The following is a 15,206-nucleotide window of genomic DNA, read 5'->3' on the forward strand; positions in this document are numbered from 1 at the left end:
ATGATGCGAAGTCGCGAAAGGGAGAGGACGGATGAAGCGAAAAACGAAAGTGACGATGAACGATATTGCGCGGGCGGCGGGCGTGTCGCAGGCGACGGTATCGCTGGTGCTTAACCAGTCACGCAACATCAAGCTCAGCGACGACACCCGCCAGCGGGTCATTGGCGTCGCTACCGAGCTCGGCTACGACCGCCTCCCCGCCGTTCACGCCCCGCGCAACCAGGAAGAGATCGCCCTGCTGGTCAGCTCTATGCAGAGCTTCGACCCGTTTATCGACGCCATCAGCCAGGCGCGGGAAGCCGCGTGGCGCAACGAGACCCTGCTCACCGTCTACGACTACGGCGACGACATCGAGCTGGCGCTGAACATCATCCGCCAGCTGGAGAAGCGCAACTGCATCGGGATTATTCTCGCCTCACCGGTCACCACGCTGGTGGACATGACGGCGTTCCAGGACTGCACCCGCATCCCGCTGGTGCTGCTCAACCAGCGCGACCCCGGCTCGCCGCTGCTGCCGTCGTTTATCCCGGACGACTACGCCAATGCCTTCCAGGTGACTAAACACCTCATCGCCTGCGGGGCCACACGCATCGCCCACATCACCGGCGAGATCTGGATGGAGGCCTCCCGCCAGCGTCTGGCGGGCTACCAGGCGGCGCTGCAGCAAGCCGGACTCGCGTGCGACGACGGCCTGGTGCGCCAGACCAACTGGCAGTTCAGCGAGTCCTTTACCGCGACGACCTCTCTGCTGGAACTGGCCGAGCGCCCGGACGCCATTTTCTGCGCCAGCGACTGGCTGGCGATTGGCTGCTACCAAGCGCTGGCGGTGAACGGCGTGCGCATTCCGCAGGACATGCTGCTGGCGGGCTACGACGACCAGAAGATCTCCGAGCAGCTCACCCCGCCGCTGACCAGCATCCAGTTGCCCTACAGCGAGCTGGGGCGGCTGGCGGTGGAGTACCTGTGCAATCAGGAAGATGCCGCCACGCACGTGACGCTGGCGGGCAGGCTGAAGGTGCGCGCCTCAAGCCTCGTCTGAGGTAAACACCATACCCGCATAGGGCTTCTCGCGACACGCCGCCAGCCGCGCGGCGAGGCTGCCCACGTGCAGCTCCAGCTTGTGCCCGTCCGGGTCGAGAAAATAGAACGACGCCCCCTCGCTTTTGTTCTGCTTCCAGACGGTGACGCCCGCCTGCTCAAGCCTTTGCGAGAGCGGTTCAAAATCTTCTTCCGCCACGGTAAACGCGTAGTGGGTGTAGTCGCTCTCCTGCGGCGGCACGTACTCGCGCGCCTCGTCGTACGACAGGCAGACCCACAGATCGCCGCAGGTGAGATAGGCCCCGGTATTCCAGCGGGCGTGCAGCGCAAGCCCCAGCAGCTCGTGCCAGAAGGTGACGCTTTTTTGCAGGTCGCTGACCGCGAGGGTCAGATGGTTGAGAGATTGCAGCATGACGTGCCCTTTTGTTTTTCGCGCCGGACGTGGTACGGTAAAGAAATGAACATAAACCACGCCGTGCTCACCGTAAACCGCTGGTGGCTGCCTTCTTAAAGGCGGCACGGAGTAGTTTTCCCCATTTTCAGATAGCCGCCGAAAGGCGGCTTTCACATTTCTAAGACCCCTTTCGGCAACTGCATATTAAGGAGTCTTTATGAACGCACCAACCATCCTCACCGGCGATCGCCCAACCGGCCCGCTGCACCTCGGCCACTTCGTCGGATCGCTGCGCCAGCGCGTGGCGCTCCAGCAGACGCACAGCCAGTTTGTGCTGATTGCCGACCTGCAGGGGCTGACCGACAACGGCAGCAACCCGCAAAAAATTCGCGACAACATTCCCGAAGTACTGGCCGACTACCTCGCCGCCGGCATCGACCCAAACCTGACCACGATCTGCCTGCAGTCCGCCCTGCCCGCCCTCGCCGAGCTGACGATGCTGTATATGAACATCGTCACCGTCGCCCGCGTGGAGCGTAACCCGACGGTGAAAAACGAGATTGCGCAGAAGGGCTTCGCCCGCTCGCTGCCGGTCGGGTTTATGGCCTACCCCATCAGCCAGGCGGCGGACATCACCGCGTTTAAGGCCGAGTGCGTGCCCGTCGGCGACGACCAGCTGCCGATGATTGAGCAGACCAACGAGATTGTGCACAAGATGAACAGCCTGCTGCCTGCCCCGGTGCTGCGCCACTGCAAGGCGATGCTGAGCGACACCAGCCGCCTGCCCGGCATCGACGGCAGCGCCAAGATGTCGAAATCGCTGGGCAACACGCTGCACCTTTCGGCCAGCGAAGAGACCATTCATCGCGCGGTCAGCGCCATGTACACCGACCCGAACCACCTGAAGGTGAGCGACCCGGGGCAGATTGAGGGGAACGTGGTGTTTACGTATCTCGACGCGTTTCATCCGGACAAGGAGAAAGTGGCGACGATGAAGGCGCACTATCAGGCGGGCGGGCTGGGCGACCGGGTTTGCAAGAACGAGCTGGAGGGGTGTTTGCAGGAGCTGATTGCGCCGATGCGGGAACGGAGGGCGATGTACATGCAGGATAAAGGTGAGCTGATGGCGATGCTGAAGCGCGGGACCGAACGGGCGCAGGGGGTGACGCAGGCGACGTTGAGGGAGGTGAAGGTTGGGCTGGGGGTGCCGGTGTTTTGATGAGGTGAGTTGATTGAGGTTGGGCGGCGGAGTGTGTGGGATAGGCATGAAGCCGCTAACTCGATGATTACGGAAATAAACGAGTCTCAACAAATAATTAAATCCATTATTAGCCAATGCCGTTTATCATTCTTTTAAGAATGATATATTCATGATTTCTTTATATCTTTAATACGCGGCGGAAAATGATATGAGTAAGTTTATTATTTCCATGCTGAATACGTTACTTTGCGTTTTTGTGATTGTGCTATGCCTCATTTGCGTAGGTGTCACTGATAACTGGAGAGAATGCACTCTAGCTATAATCATTATTTTAGGAGGCACACATCTTACTTGTGTTTTACTGAATCGTGTATTGCCTCATAAGTTATCTATCTTAGAAGGAATACTGGAAGTATTGGGAGGACCACTATTAATTATAGGCACAATTGTGTGCCTTGATGTATTCGAACCCTGGCCGCTAAAAATCATTGGGATGTTTGTGTGGATTATTTTGATTTTCTTTGTACCTTCAATAATAAGTCCCAGGCGTTAACTCGGTCTATTAATCAATGCCTACGTCATTTCTTCACCCACGGAATCCAACATAATGTACCCCACTCTTTCGCAGGTCATTGAGGTTGTACGTCAGTCCTCTGGACATCTTCGCAAGCGCATTGATGAGAACACCCTAATCGAAGCCGACCTTGATATATGCGGCATGGATGGCGATGCCCTGATTGAAGACTGCGAGGCAGCGTTTGACGTTACGCTTGTCACTGAAGATGGCTATGAGAAAACTTTTTCCCTCGCTGAAAACGAGTTTCTTTTTAGCACCGAGGGCATAGATTACTTCGGTATCTGCCGCTTGATTCGCAGGCTACGGGGCATTCCGGAACCTGTGATACGCGATTTAACCGTTGGCGAGCTTCATGCTGTACTGGTTAAGGCTGTTAGAGAACAAATAAATCATGATTGAGCGACTTTTAGCGTAGTGCGAGCATGCGCTCACATGCCCGTGCATACTGGTTTGAAGTTTAAACAGCCTGCCCGCTGCCACGCTTAATCACCGGAACATCACCCGTATCATTCAGCGCACCCGGGAAGGTCTTCAACCACTGCGCGACTTTCTGCTTATTTATATTCACCACGCTCATCCCTTCCAGGCATCCCCATAATTCTCTTGTATGCTGTGGTGTAATCACGATGCAGTCTTTCATGGCGCGGATTTTGACGGGCATACCGTTGATAAAGCCCGCGCGGGTTAACCACTCGCCGCCCAGGAGAAGGTATTTCATGTCTATGCGCGCATAGAGTTCGCAGCAGGCGGCACTGTCCTGCGGCGTTTCGGCGCGGGGATGGACGGGCGCCGCGTTGGGCGGGTTGCCGTGAAGACGGCGGGCGCTGTTTTTGCGTACCAGCTCGCGGTTTTCAATCATGCCGCTGAAAGCGTCTGATTCTGTTTTGCAAACAGTAAACTCTGGCTTAAAATTCGTCGCAGCCATTTTCAACTCCTTCATAGTTGTTTGTGGTTAGCGGTATGGGGGTGTTGCAGCACCTTCATATCGCGAATTCCTCGTTAAATTCTCTGTGATACTTCTTTTGCCGTTCGGCGTAATTTCTGATGCTCATTATACAGGACTGAATATAAATACAGCGGTTTGGCGTGGGGTAAATTTGGAATTTGCGAGGGGGATTCAGGAAATAGGGTTGGGTGCGTTAAGGTCATGTTTTTGTTGATTGTGGGTTGATTGGTCTGAGTTTTGCGAGCATCATCGCAATTATTTACCTTCTTCCGTAACGCGATGGCTTCCAGCAAAACTCTCGAACAGGCAATTGCCGACATCACTATCTGGCGCAAAGGCGAACAGCGTGCGCCGCATAAGCCTTTATTGCTTCTGTACGTGCTGGCGAACTATCAGCAGGGGCATGCACGACTGTTTGATTATGGAACCGAGGTACACGAGCAGTTGCTTAGCCTGTTAGAACGCTTTGGACCGCAACGGAAGACACATTACCCGAACATGCCCTTCTGGCGGCTTAAGGGGGATGGGTTCTGGGATCTTCAGAATACTGAGTTCTGCTCAACCACTGGCAGTAAACAACCGCCTGTTAAAGAACTTGTAGAACATAATGTCGCAGGCGGGTTTGATGAAGAACACTTTGCGCTGCTGAATAAGAACAAAAATCTGATCGGCTCGCTAGCGCAGCAGATCCTTGAAGCGCACTTTCCTGAAAGCATTCAGGAAGAGATCGCGGATGAAATGGGCTTTGATATCCAGCAGTACCGTAAGGTTCGCGATCCGCTGTTCCGCCAGCAGGTATTGCGTGCGTATAACTACGAGTGCGCAATTTGCGGATTCAATATGCGGCATGATAACGCCTCTGTTGGACTTGAAGCCGCGCATATCAAGTGGAAGCAGTTTGGCGGACCGTGTGAGATCCCGAACGGACTAGCGCTGTGTGCGATTCATCATAAGGCGTTTGATAAGGGATCGATTGGGCTGGATGAGAATATGCGGGTGCTGGTATCAGAGGCGGTGAATGGGAATGGGATTGTTGGGCGGTTGTTCTGGGATTTTGCTGGTAAGCAGATTGCTTTGCCGATGGTGAAAGGGAATTATCCAAGGGAGGGGTTTGTGGAGTGGCATCGGAGGGAGGTATTCAGAACTTAGTTTTGATTATTTAGCTCGTAAAATACCTTAAAAAATATATTTAAATTTAAAACAGCGTCTTACTGTCCTCTAGACTTTCGTATCAACTATATAGAAAAATTCTTAACACTATAACTTCTCAAGTCTACCTCATGAAAAATAATACTTGTAGAAGACATTATTTCACATAATGTTAATCTAGGATTGTGAATATTCTCATTCACAAGATGGCCACATCCTGTATCAATAAATAAATGATTACCTAGTAAAACCGGAGTCTGTTGAGGTGTATGCCCTGATATTATCAATGAAACACCCGGAGTAATTACAGCTTGAGATTCCTTGAGTATCTCCCTATCCCAAAGTATATTTTTAAGGTCGCTTTTAATTAATTCCTCATCATTCCGCAAAGGCCATTCGTTAAAAGGGTAACCTGAATGGATAATGCCAACATCTCCTATAATAGTTTTTACTGTCATAGATATACAAAAATTCTTTAATACAACATCCTGAAGAAAAAATCTTTCTGAATTGTTTATCTCATTCCACCACTGACCTCCATTCCGATACCAGATCTCCTTTTTATATAAATTATCCATTGCATCAAGGAGCATTGCTTCATGGTTACCTAACACTGAAAAAAACCACCCATTCTCAGATAATCTCAAACAATCAGAAGATTCTTCTCCCCTGTCAATAGTATCCCCTGTACAAAATAAACGATCAGTTTCAAAATTAAATTCAATTTTCTTTAAAGCTCTCAATAAAATCTTTAAACAACCATGCAAATCACCAACAAAAAAATCCCTACCTTTATTATTCATCTGAAATATTTTATGGTTATCTATTCCGTAATAATTACTCATACGATCCTGCTTACCGACTTAATAAATAAAATAATTGATAGATTCTTAAAAAGAATCACACTATACTATATTAGATGCATATGCAAACAGATAGTCAAAGGCCATGAAAAACATAATAAAAACAAATAGATACACCAAAAAAATCAATGTTGCGCAAGAGCCATTTGTGTCAGAGCATGCTCTGGTTAATATTTTTTCATCTTTAGTTAAAGAAGATAGTAAAAGTATCAACTTAGAGCATGAGTTCGATTGTGGTTTTGGTATTGCTGATTTGGTTGTTTTCAAAACTAATAAAGACGATCGCTTACTGGACCTTGGTAAAATCCCAGCAGATTGGGCTTATACACTTAGAGCACTACCTTTCAAAAAAACCTTTTCTAAAGAATACTTAGTATCCCTTTCTGGCACATCTGAAAGCTCAGCCAAGAAAGCATTGAATAAATTTATCGAAGCCGGATACTGTATTAAGACAGAAAATGGTAATTATTTAAAAATAAGACAACCAAAACCACTTTGTTCCTCCATCATAGCAATTGAAGCTAAGCTACGTGATTGGAAGAAAGCTTTATGGCAAGCTAGCAGGTACCGAATATTTTCGAACGAGTCGTGGGTTGTTCTAGATCAATATAGAGCAAATGCTGCCAAATTAAATATTGATGAATTCAAAAAACTCAATATTGGATTAGCAACCGTTTCTGTTAATGGAATTTATGAGGAAGTGTTTTCACCGAAACCAGAATGCCATAAATCAGAATTGGCTTTTTGGAAAGCCAATTCCTTACTAGCAAAAAAATTCCTCTCTTTATCATCTATTTGAGAACATTTTTATTGTATTTCTCCATGGAATAAGGTGTTCATCACTACCATTTTTCTCAAGGGTGAATACCTTCTTAATGCTTGTATAGTTTTCAATTGCTTGCTCAACCATTGATGCCACATAACCTACTCGCTTAACCCCTTGATATTGAGAAATATTATCTATCTGGTCGGAGAACATCAAAAAATAATGTTTATATAACAATGGATTTTGGAAAGTTATAGTCGTTGTCGCGTTAAAAGCATCTTCAGAATATTTAGTTGGTGTATAAATTTTACTCCACAACTGTGGACTCTGTTTTCTAAGTAGCTTTGCTTCTTCAAAGTTAATCCAATTCAACAGAGCAGGCATATAAATTCTTGGTTTTGGTCCCCTTCTATCTTCATCCGAAACAATAAATTTATCTAAGGAAAAAATCCTTGTGTTTTCGAATGCACCGACTGTTAAATATAAATCTCCACATAATGTATATAAAATTGATTCAGTGTTAGTATAGCCCACAATAACTTCAAGATCAGCGTCCAACGTAGATTTTATCGTATCCATATAATCCAGCAAGAAATTAGCATCTGAAATTTGCTTTGACGTTCTTTCATGCTGACAAATAAAATACACCCCTGAAATTTCGGGGAAACTTGTTATCCAGTTTAAGATATTAATCTTATACTCTTCAACATTCAACATTCCTGAGGTTATTGGGACAGTAAGAACTATTTTCTTTCTGGCTCCAATACCTATTTTTTTTATATAATTGATAAACGGAACTACAAAACTTTCACTTTGCTGCTCAATATATTTTGGATGTATTTGTTCGTAAAATCTGGCGGGTATGACAATTTTTTCAAAATTATTCTTAATCTGGAAATCCACACAACGCTTTGCTGATTCACTTGAAATAGCAGTAAAATCAATTGTATTAAATCCTTTTTCGCCAAGAATAGTATTTGGGAAAAAATCATACGACTGAAATTTCTTTTTCTGAGAACTAGGGAGGTAAAATTGAGGATCAAAAATTGAGGTTTCTTTTAGCTGTCTTTTTGTTGAATTTATATTCTTTGCAATTTCATGTACAGGGCTGTAACAAAGCCCAACACCAACACCATCTTTTTCAAATGAATCTTTATTCCATATAGAATTATGCCCCATTTGATGTAATAATTTTATAGCCATAAGTTATACCAAAGCCTCCAAGTCTTGTAAGAGAATTCCAACTGTACGATATCTTTTAAATGGTTCTTTACTCATCATTTTTGCGATAACTCTTGAAAATGCACTAGACACTCCATGTGTCTCAAGCGATGGAGGGTCATATGTACAGACGCGTTCTAAAACATCATCAAAATAGTGTTCACCCTCATCACCAAGAAATGGGTTCGCACCACTTAACATTTCATAACAAATAATACCAAGAGAAAACATATCAGTTTTAAATGATATATTCTTCTTGTCATTAGTAGCTTGTTCAGGACTTGCATAACATGGTGTACATGGCCCAATCACATTAAAGCTATTGGTCACTCCTTTCACCCCTTCCTGCCTAAGAATACCTAAATCAATTATGACCAAACGACCATCTTTTTTTACTAAAATATTATCCGGTTTTAGATCTCTATGAACAAGAGATTGAGCATGCCCCCATAGCAACTTCATTGCATTAATCATTTCTATCAAGAACAGAATAACTTTCTTCTCAGTATTATAATCCTTGATAATCTCAGTTAAATTCTGCGAATCTATTTTCTCCTCTATACTAATAATTCTCACTGGATTTAATGGTTCCTCAGTTATTGGATGAGTCGTTATTACCTCATCGAAAAATAACTTTGGAAAACAATCTGTCTTTAATGATTTTAGAATTTCAATTTCTTTTTGCAAATATGAAATAGAAGATCTAGATGTCGCCTCACTAATTTTCACAACAACCTCACCCCATGAGTCACAATTATGGGGTTCAATACTTTGATGTGAGGTAAATCGTCCAAAGTAAACAACTCGCTGTCCTGATGCTTTTGCTGTGCTATGTAAGGCAAAACTTGGGTAAATATTTTTTATGAACTCACGGAGTTCAGAGGTATCTGCAAGCATTACAATATTCCTTACTGTATATGTTTAAACATATGCCTTGCACTATCACATCTGACACTATCACCGTAGAACGAATATTCCAAGAAATAACCATAAAAAATGTAAGCGAGATAACGACTCTACAAACAGATTTTCATTAGGTCTACTGCATTTTTCCAAGAGTGCTATTGATGTAAATCTGGCTGCCAGTATTGGTGTTGAGGGTTAAGCCTAAAGACAAAACTATCATGCGTTATACCATCAAAGTGCATCATTACTGAATTCAATGTCCGTTTGGTACAGAATAGCTAACATTTTCAACAACAACCAGCCACGCCGACAACATGAATCGTATCCAAACTCTGATGTGTTAGTTTTTAGCTGAAAAATATTTGAAGTTGGTATCGATGAAATAGAGTTCAGCTTAACAGCGCCTTGCTTGTGCGAAGTTGCAATAGAGGAAGGTATAAGAATGAGTCAATTTTATTAACGAGTCGAACATACATTAATCACCCTTTGCATGTTCTGGAAAACAACATGGCATGTGAACAGAACAGACATATCAAAAGGTTGTTGTTTTTGAAGCGTTTATCGGACTTTTGCGGATGGTTATAGAAGAACTAATGGTGCGAAGGCCGGACTCAAATATAGACACAAGTCATTGTTAAATAAATATTTTTCAATATAAAAACAGATTTATGCCCCCATTTGTGCCCCCACTTTTTTTCTTCCCATCGGTAAAAAAGACGAGTTTTTAGCCATTTGTAATCAAAGCACAATTTTAATATCCCCGGTTAGGTTCCGTGCAACGGATCCAAACCAAAAGTCCTCAACACCCAAAATTACTTTTTCTTTAGAAAAGCGTGCACACTGTTCACTGCGACATAATTAACTTTAATATCAATAAAATAGAAGTTAACAATATGGTGTAGAGTGAACAGTAAACTCTACATTCATTGAAAAGAAAAAACCCGGCGTATGCCGGGTCAGTTATACGTTAATTGGTTGCTGGGCCATCGCACTTAGGTAGCCAGTCAGCATTGCTTTCCTCTCTGAGTGCCAGATTGGTCTGCATTCCCTGATTGGTCCGCCGCTTCTCGTACTGCAGCCCATACTCTTTCAGCATTAACGGCAGCCCCTTGCCAAACATGGTCAGACTGAGCGTATTTTTATAGCCGTTGGCTTCCATGTAGACCAGATAGGCATGGTAAAGGTATGTACGAGGCTGACGTGGGACAATGTTAGCGTTCCCCATAAACATTCCCGTGGTGTCAGGTAAGACTTCAAGGTATCCGCAAAAATCAAACGCTGAATCAGCATCACGCTTGATGGTGAGCGCTTCATCGGAGTTCTGCTGCGACTGAAGTAATGTCCTGGCACTCATTGGGTCGCTGAAACGTTGCATAAGCTGGCGAACAATCACCGCCAGCTCGCTGGCAATTTTCTCTTTGAGCTGGGTATCGCGTTCCTCCGGGGCTATCTGGTCGGGAAAATGCAGGATCACCCTTCGGCGTGAAACTCCACCACTACGATCAGTGAAACGCATCGGGTTATTGTTCACAGCCAGAATAACTGCAGGAATGTGGGTTGAATAGGCGTTCTGGTATTTGGGATCAACGGATACCGCATCGCCGCCAGTGATGGCTTTTAGGCCGGCCCCGTCACCGCTCCACTTTTCCTGGTCGGGAAGTCGAATCAGTGAAAAACCAATTAATGCGGCTCGTTCTCGTGGTGACTCAAGCATTTCAATGGTTGCAGAGGTAGCATTATCCTCACCTGCCAGCATTGTTGCTATTTCAGCCAGAATACTCTTTCCGCTTCCGCCAGGGCCAGTGACCTCCAGAAACAGCTGCCAGTCATAACGGTTAGCCAGCACCATAAACAGTGCCGCCAGGATAATGTCCCGCTTTTCTGGTTTGAAACCTGCGGCGCGATCCAGCCAGCGCCAGAATGCCGGGGCATGAGTTTCCAGTGCCTCGCCGTCTACAGGCTGCGTGTAATCCACCTCGCACAGCGTACGTAACCAGTGCTTCTTATCGTGCAGGCTGAACAATCCTGTCCGGGTATCGAGCACACCGTTGCGAAACCCGATCAGCTGCCGCGCTGGATTCTGCTGTTGCGGAACAATCAGTTTGAGGGTTTCCACGATAGAGGCAATTTTCCCGGATGAAAAAGGTGCGCCAAGGCGCTGAAACAGCGCAGCCACATCACGGGCAAAATCGGCGTAAGAGATAACTTTCCAGGCCCCCGCCTCATAGCGTGAAAGGAGCTGCCCATTCGGGTCTACTGCCAGTGCATTTTTATAGTGATCCACTACCCTCTGCGCTTTTTCACTGACGCTCAGCGCGCTAAATTCAGCTTCGCTCATTGTGTCGAACGGGCTGGCAACGGCTGGTTTTATGGCCTCATAAATTGCCTGCCGGGTGGCTTCTTCGCCATTCTGCGTGAATGCATCATTCCAGTCACCAAACACAGGTGGGAGCGCCATTGTGCAATTGCAGGCCTTGGCAGCAGCTACGCCCCTTGTTTGCCCCGCACCGTTGAGATCGCGGTCAGCAGCAATAATTATCTGGTGCGTTGGGTACTGACTGCAGGCAACGCTCGCCAGGGAAAGGAAATTGACGGATGAAAAGGCCACCATGACAGCATCGCCAGTCAGATGGTTGAGAGTAAGTGCAGTGGCATATCCTTCCGCTATCCAGAGCCGTTTAGCTGATTTGGCAGTACCTTCAACAAGGTAAAAGGCATTCTTAACCTGACCGCCTTTAAGGAAGCATTTGCCGCCATCAGCCTTGATTAACTGCAAATTTACCAGATCCCCATCTGCATACAGTGGAACGATAAGATCTCCCATACGGAATGTCACACCACCGACTTTATGCACGGCGGTTAATTCCCGGCAAGGCAGTGCAGAAAACCCTTTGCCCGTCAGATAGGCATTGCCAGTGGTCTGACGAGATTTCTCAAACAAACGGGCAGCCAGCGCTGCTGCAGTTTGTTTCCCGGTCTTATTATCAAGAGAACCGGATTCAAGCCTTTCCTGAGATACCGGTGGCAGATTTCCGGTAATGCCGTTTATTCTGTCTGCCGCTTCACTAACGCCTACATCCAGTACTTTACTCACAAGCGCCAAACCATCACCTGCCCCGCACTTGTTACAGAACCACGTTCCCCGTCCTTCCTGGTCATCAAATCGAAAGCGGTCTTTCCCGGCGCATACCGGACAAGGCTGATGACGATTTTTCAATACGTTTACGCCCAGTGCGGGTAAGATACTTGACCAGTGACCTCGAGCTGCTTTCTCAGCCTGGCTAACTTTCATTCCTGACATTGTGCGGCCCTCCTTAATGCAGCGCTGGTTTATTGAGGTGATGGGAGCAAAGTTCATCCATTACCGTCACTCCGAGCAGTGAGAGAACCGGACAGGCCTTAAGCGGCCCCGACTCCATTAGATCCGAAAGCAACGCGCAGGCAATTTCCAGTCCCCTTTGCTGCCCATGCTGGCGCAGATAGAACCCTTCCAGCTCGCGGGCGATGGCATCTTCAAGTTCAGCGAGTGTCAGGCCGGAATAACGTTCCCGCTGACTGCTGAGAGTCAGCCAGGCACAAGCTACGGCACGTCGATACAGAGCGGCGCGAAGTGCCAGATGAGATTCACAGGATTGCATCAGGCCACCTCCGCATTCATCAGGTCGTCATGGCAGCGCTGCACCACACCATCCAACTGCTCTGTCATCAGATAGATGAGGGAAACCAGTTGTTCACATTGGGCCCCCGCTGGCTGTTCATAACAGTCCTGCAGGGCTGCCATGCCAGTGACATATTCACCCACATTGCGTAAATGTTTCAGCCTTACAATATCGTCGTAGGAGATCTCAAACTGGTTCATAGTGTCACCTCTTTGGCAGGCAGGCGTGCAGAAAGGGAGAGCACATAATCACGAACCAACGAAAGGCGTGCGGAACGCTCATCGCAGGCCACAGTGCGGAGCATACAAATGCGAGGTTGAGTGTCTGCACGGCGGATTGCGGCAAACACAAAGACATATTTCGGGTGTGACGAGGTGAGGATTGTAGCCATTATGGCAGCCTCCATTGAGTGGCGGTTATTGCTACCACCGGAAACGCCAATTTCACTGGTGGCAGCCCGAACGGGGTTGGCGTAACCGGCCTCAATGGATACCGGCCAGCCCGAAGGCTGCCCCGCCCGGACTGCCATTATCACGATAGAACCACGGTGTACACATAAACACCACAGCCCGGAAAATGGGTGTGCCTGAGCTACGACGAAAAAAAAGACGCCTGGCGCGTCTGGTGTCGCCATTGAGTTTCGCGGAACGCCAATTCCGGCTGCCGATTTTGCGACAGCGGAAAGACTATACATAGAAATGGCGACAGTAAGCAAGCCTGAGAAAAGGTATTTAATGTGTTCAGGTATCATCATGCATCACATCCCCGCCCACGGGCGCTGATACGGTCCGCCATCCATGCGCTGACCTCAGACTGTGCCCAGGCGACATTTTTTCCGCCAAGCGGGATCTGCTTCGGAAACGCATCGCGGCTGATCAGATCGTAAATGGTCGAGCGAGACAACCCGCATAAGTGCATCACCTCAGGCAGGCGTAAAAAACGCTCATGCTGGTTCGGAATAGGAAATAATGGCGCAGCCGGAGCTGGCGCAGAAACAGAAATATTATGCATTTGTCTACCCTCTTAATTTCAACAAAAGTCCGGATAAATTCATACGGATTCAGGTAGTTCCTTATTATGTGTATATAGCTTGCTTGCGCACGCATTATTTATTTAGCGTCACGTATTGATTTTATGGAACTTAAAATCCGATCAAACCTTATAAAATGACATAATAAACACTATGCCTGCGGGCTATAAATACAGGAGCATTAATAGGAACTACCATTCATCTAATGGTTTACTAACCCCATGAGTCATTGCACGTAATGCTGCTGCCTCCGGAGTTCATACAGCAATGCTGCATAAATACTATACGGGGCCTTGCATTGCAGGTCCCTACATACGGACATATTCACGAAACGCATCCAATGTATAAAATTTTGGCCTGCATAAAAAACTTGATGTTAAATAACTCCACCTTAAATCTTAAAATATATCAAAAATGAATCCATACAGAACCGGACAGCTCTAGTTTTATAAAAATCAGTATGAAATGCAACACCATGGCAAGAGGCAAAAATGTTATTTTCCAGCCAAAAGATGCAGTCTGTTTATGTGCCTGTTGAATACTACTGAATAAGGGTGAATAGTGGTGGGGAGCAAAAAATGAATACCCATGAGGAATAAAACAGCCATCCATTATGAAAAAATACTATAAATGATTTTATTCCATGTGAACAGTTATGAACAGTCGATGAATACTGCTTTGCCACCCCTTCACTTTTTAACTTACTGTATTATCTATTATTTTATCTAAGTGAATAGTAGTGAATAGTTAAAGTAAGTCTGAAACAAACTCAGCTAAGCGAGACCTTTCTTGGCTAGCCAAAAAGAAGTCTTTGTCTAGTCGCTCGCACAATGGCGTTCAATGGCAGCTTTGTATGCATGACAGCACAATTGACAACACGACAAACCACCAGGTGCTGACATGACTACCGGAACCATTAATCAGGAAGCTCTTAACGATTACCGCGCGGCGATAAAAAGCTGGCTGACACTACGTAATGTGCAAAGTACCAGCCAGCTTCGTTTGGCGGCTCTTCTGGATACTGAAGAAAAACCGGCAGCATATGCCAGCCAGCTTGAAAATCTTCGTGAGCGCCTTGCACTCCTCGAATGGCAAATTAACTGTGCCGCCCGGGATGGTCTTTATGCTCACCAGATTGTGCTGGAAAGCTGTGTTACAAGCGCAGCTGAAAACTTCATGAGCGAGCATGGTGATGCACTCACTGACGCTCTGGCTCCTTTTCTTTGCGCACCATACGGGCTTGAGGCGGCAATGAAAATATTACGCACCGCTGTAGTCCGACAAACCGAAATCCGTACTCCTGTAATTTCAGCAGCATATAAGAGCGTTATCGACGAAACCGGATTAACGGTGGATGCATCAATGCGAGCTGATGCTTCAGCCACTTTCACTCCGGCAAAACATAAAGTTTTCCTGGCCCGCCTCAACAGGCTTAATGAAAAAGGAGGGTATTGAT

At 46.7% G+C, this 15,206-nt stretch carries 16 protein-coding genes; 6 read left to right on the forward strand and 10 right to left on the reverse strand.

The window, feature by feature from the left end; translation table 11 throughout:
- Positions 1 to 31 precede the first annotated feature (31 nt).
- A complete protein-coding gene (locus SPH27_RS11905; protein ID WP_048980656.1) occupies positions 32 to 1,039 on the forward strand; it encodes a LacI family DNA-binding transcriptional regulator in 1,008 nt (335 codons plus the stop codon).
- On the opposite strand, the gene fosA is transcribed toward SPH27_RS11905, so the two are convergent.
- Complete coding sequence (gene fosA, locus SPH27_RS11910) at positions 1,025 to 1,450, reverse strand: FosA/FosA2 family fosfomycin resistance glutathione transferase (protein ID WP_094935531.1); 426 nt, start codon at positions 1,448 to 1,450, stop codon at positions 1,025 to 1,027. The genes SPH27_RS11905 and fosA overlap by 15 nt on opposite strands.
- 199 nt (positions 1,451 to 1,649) lie before the next feature.
- Here fosA and trpS point away from each other — a divergent pair, with 199 nt between their 5' ends.
- A complete protein-coding gene (gene trpS, locus SPH27_RS11915; protein ID WP_182072008.1) occupies positions 1,650 to 2,651 on the forward strand; it encodes a tryptophan--tRNA ligase in 1,002 nt (333 codons plus the stop codon).
- 589 nt (positions 2,652 to 3,240) lie between these two features.
- Positions 3,241 to 3,609, forward strand: coding sequence for a hypothetical protein (locus SPH27_RS11920; RefSeq protein ID WP_182072006.1), 369 nt, complete (start codon positions 3,241 to 3,243; stop codon positions 3,607 to 3,609).
- 58 nt (positions 3,610 to 3,667) lie between these two features.
- Here the strand turns inward: SPH27_RS11920 and SPH27_RS11925 are convergent, their stop codons facing one another.
- On the reverse strand, positions 3,668 to 4,135 hold the full coding sequence (locus tag SPH27_RS11925; protein ID WP_182072004.1) for a SymE family type I addiction module toxin: 468 nt from the start codon (positions 4,133 to 4,135) through the stop codon (positions 3,668 to 3,670).
- A 300-nt stretch (positions 4,136 to 4,435) separates the two neighbouring features.
- Between SPH27_RS11925 and SPH27_RS11930 the strand changes: the two genes are divergently transcribed.
- A complete protein-coding gene (locus tag SPH27_RS11930; protein WP_182072002.1) occupies positions 4,436 to 5,305 on the forward strand; it encodes a phosphorothioated DNA-binding restriction endonuclease in 870 nt (289 codons plus the stop codon).
- An 86-nt stretch (positions 5,306 to 5,391) separates the two neighbouring features.
- Here the strand turns inward: SPH27_RS11930 and SPH27_RS11935 are convergent, their stop codons facing one another.
- Positions 5,392 to 6,150 (reverse strand): metallophosphoesterase, encoded by a 759-nt coding sequence (locus tag SPH27_RS11935; RefSeq protein ID WP_182072000.1) that lies wholly within the window; start codon positions 6,148 to 6,150, stop codon positions 5,392 to 5,394.
- Positions 6,151 to 6,253: 103 nt separating this feature from the next.
- Here SPH27_RS11935 and SPH27_RS11940 point away from each other — a divergent pair, with 103 nt between their 5' ends.
- Positions 6,254 to 6,967 carry a hypothetical protein gene (locus SPH27_RS11940; RefSeq protein ID WP_182071998.1) on the forward strand — a complete coding sequence of 238 codons (714 nt, stop codon included), beginning with the start codon at positions 6,254 to 6,256 and terminating at the stop codon, positions 6,965 to 6,967.
- On the opposite strand, the gene SPH27_RS11945 is transcribed toward SPH27_RS11940, so the two are convergent.
- The 7 genes from SPH27_RS11945 to SPH27_RS11975 all read right to left on the reverse strand — a co-directional run bounded on the left by SPH27_RS11945 (position 6,956) and on the right by SPH27_RS11975 (position 13,731).
- Positions 6,956 to 8,137 (reverse strand): hypothetical protein, encoded by a 1,182-nt coding sequence (locus SPH27_RS11945; RefSeq protein ID WP_182071996.1) that lies wholly within the window; start codon positions 8,135 to 8,137, stop codon positions 6,956 to 6,958. The genes SPH27_RS11940 and SPH27_RS11945 overlap by 12 nt on opposite strands.
- Before the next feature lie 3 nt (positions 8,138 to 8,140).
- Positions 8,141 to 9,052, reverse strand: a complete 912-nt coding sequence (locus SPH27_RS11950; RefSeq protein WP_182071994.1) for a serine/threonine protein kinase — start codon at positions 9,050 to 9,052, stop codon at positions 8,141 to 8,143.
- 976 nt (positions 9,053 to 10,028) lie between these two features.
- Complete coding sequence (locus tag SPH27_RS11955; RefSeq protein WP_059385959.1) at positions 10,029 to 12,362, reverse strand: primase-helicase zinc-binding domain-containing protein; 2,334 nt, start codon at positions 12,360 to 12,362, stop codon at positions 10,029 to 10,031.
- A 13-nt stretch (positions 12,363 to 12,375) separates the two neighbouring features.
- On the reverse strand, positions 12,376 to 12,699 hold the full coding sequence (locus SPH27_RS11960) for a DUF5375 family protein (RefSeq protein WP_181240937.1): 324 nt from the start codon (positions 12,697 to 12,699) through the stop codon (positions 12,376 to 12,378).
- A complete protein-coding gene (locus tag SPH27_RS11965; RefSeq protein ID WP_059385957.1) occupies positions 12,699 to 12,920 on the reverse strand; it encodes a hypothetical protein in 222 nt (73 codons plus the stop codon). The genes SPH27_RS11960 and SPH27_RS11965 overlap by 1 nt, the downstream gene beginning before the upstream one ends.
- The gene (locus SPH27_RS11970; protein WP_059385956.1) at positions 12,917 to 13,474 is read right to left on the reverse strand and encodes a host cell division inhibitor Icd-like protein; all 558 of its coding nucleotides are present in this window, start codon (positions 13,472 to 13,474) and stop codon (positions 12,917 to 12,919) included. The genes SPH27_RS11965 and SPH27_RS11970 overlap by 4 nt, the downstream gene beginning before the upstream one ends.
- The gene (locus SPH27_RS11975) at positions 13,471 to 13,731 is read right to left on the reverse strand and encodes a helix-turn-helix transcriptional regulator (RefSeq protein ID WP_059385955.1); all 261 of its coding nucleotides are present in this window, start codon (positions 13,729 to 13,731) and stop codon (positions 13,471 to 13,473) included. The genes SPH27_RS11970 and SPH27_RS11975 overlap by 4 nt, the downstream gene beginning before the upstream one ends.
- 919 nt (positions 13,732 to 14,650) lie before the next feature.
- Between SPH27_RS11975 and SPH27_RS11980 the strand changes: the two genes are divergently transcribed.
- Positions 14,651 to 15,205 carry a phage polarity suppression protein gene (locus tag SPH27_RS11980; RefSeq protein ID WP_181240941.1) on the forward strand — a complete coding sequence of 185 codons (555 nt, stop codon included), beginning with the start codon at positions 14,651 to 14,653 and terminating at the stop codon, positions 15,203 to 15,205.
- Position 15,206 lies beyond the last annotated feature (1 nt).

Source organism: Enterobacter sp. A103, assembly GCF_034427535.1.
Classification (GTDB): domain Bacteria; phylum Pseudomonadota; class Gammaproteobacteria; order Enterobacterales; family Enterobacteriaceae; genus Enterobacter; species Enterobacter asburiae_B.

Excerpts from the sequence above, each read along its gene's own strand:
- SPH27_RS11905 (WP_048980656.1), top strand. The coding sequence starts at position 32 with ATGAAGCGAAAAACGAAAGTGACGATGAACGATATTGCGCGGGCGGCG.
- fosA (WP_094935531.1), bottom strand. The coding sequence starts at position 1,450 with ATGCTGCAATCTCTCAACCATCTGACCCTCGCGGTCAGCGACCTGCAA.
- trpS (WP_182072008.1), top strand. The coding sequence starts at position 1,650 with ATGAACGCACCAACCATCCTCACCGGCGATCGCCCAACCGGCCCGCTG.
- SPH27_RS11920 (WP_182072006.1), top strand. The coding sequence starts at position 3,241 with ATGTACCCCACTCTTTCGCAGGTCATTGAGGTTGTACGTCAGTCCTCT.
- SPH27_RS11925 (WP_182072004.1), bottom strand. The coding sequence starts at position 4,135 with ATGGCTGCGACGAATTTTAAGCCAGAGTTTACTGTTTGCAAAACAGAA.
- SPH27_RS11930 (WP_182072002.1), top strand. The coding sequence starts at position 4,436 with ATGGCTTCCAGCAAAACTCTCGAACAGGCAATTGCCGACATCACTATC.
- SPH27_RS11935 (WP_182072000.1), bottom strand. The coding sequence starts at position 6,150 with ATGAGTAATTATTACGGAATAGATAACCATAAAATATTTCAGATGAAT.
- SPH27_RS11940 (WP_182071998.1), top strand. The coding sequence starts at position 6,254 with ATGAAAAACATAATAAAAACAAATAGATACACCAAAAAAATCAATGTT.
- SPH27_RS11945 (WP_182071996.1), bottom strand. The coding sequence starts at position 8,137 with ATGGCTATAAAATTATTACATCAAATGGGGCATAATTCTATATGGAAT.
- SPH27_RS11950 (WP_182071994.1), bottom strand. The coding sequence starts at position 9,052 with ATGCTTGCAGATACCTCTGAACTCCGTGAGTTCATAAAAAATATTTAC.
- SPH27_RS11955 (WP_059385959.1), bottom strand. The coding sequence starts at position 12,362 with ATGTCAGGAATGAAAGTTAGCCAGGCTGAGAAAGCAGCTCGAGGTCAC.
- SPH27_RS11960 (WP_181240937.1), bottom strand. The coding sequence starts at position 12,699 with ATGCAATCCTGTGAATCTCATCTGGCACTTCGCGCCGCTCTGTATCGA.
- SPH27_RS11965 (WP_059385957.1), bottom strand. The coding sequence starts at position 12,920 with ATGAACCAGTTTGAGATCTCCTACGACGATATTGTAAGGCTGAAACAT.
- SPH27_RS11970 (WP_059385956.1), bottom strand. The coding sequence starts at position 13,474 with ATGATGATACCTGAACACATTAAATACCTTTTCTCAGGCTTGCTTACT.
- SPH27_RS11975 (WP_059385955.1), bottom strand. The coding sequence starts at position 13,731 with ATGCATAATATTTCTGTTTCTGCGCCAGCTCCGGCTGCGCCATTATTT.
- SPH27_RS11980 (WP_181240941.1), top strand. The coding sequence starts at position 14,651 with ATGACTACCGGAACCATTAATCAGGAAGCTCTTAACGATTACCGCGCG.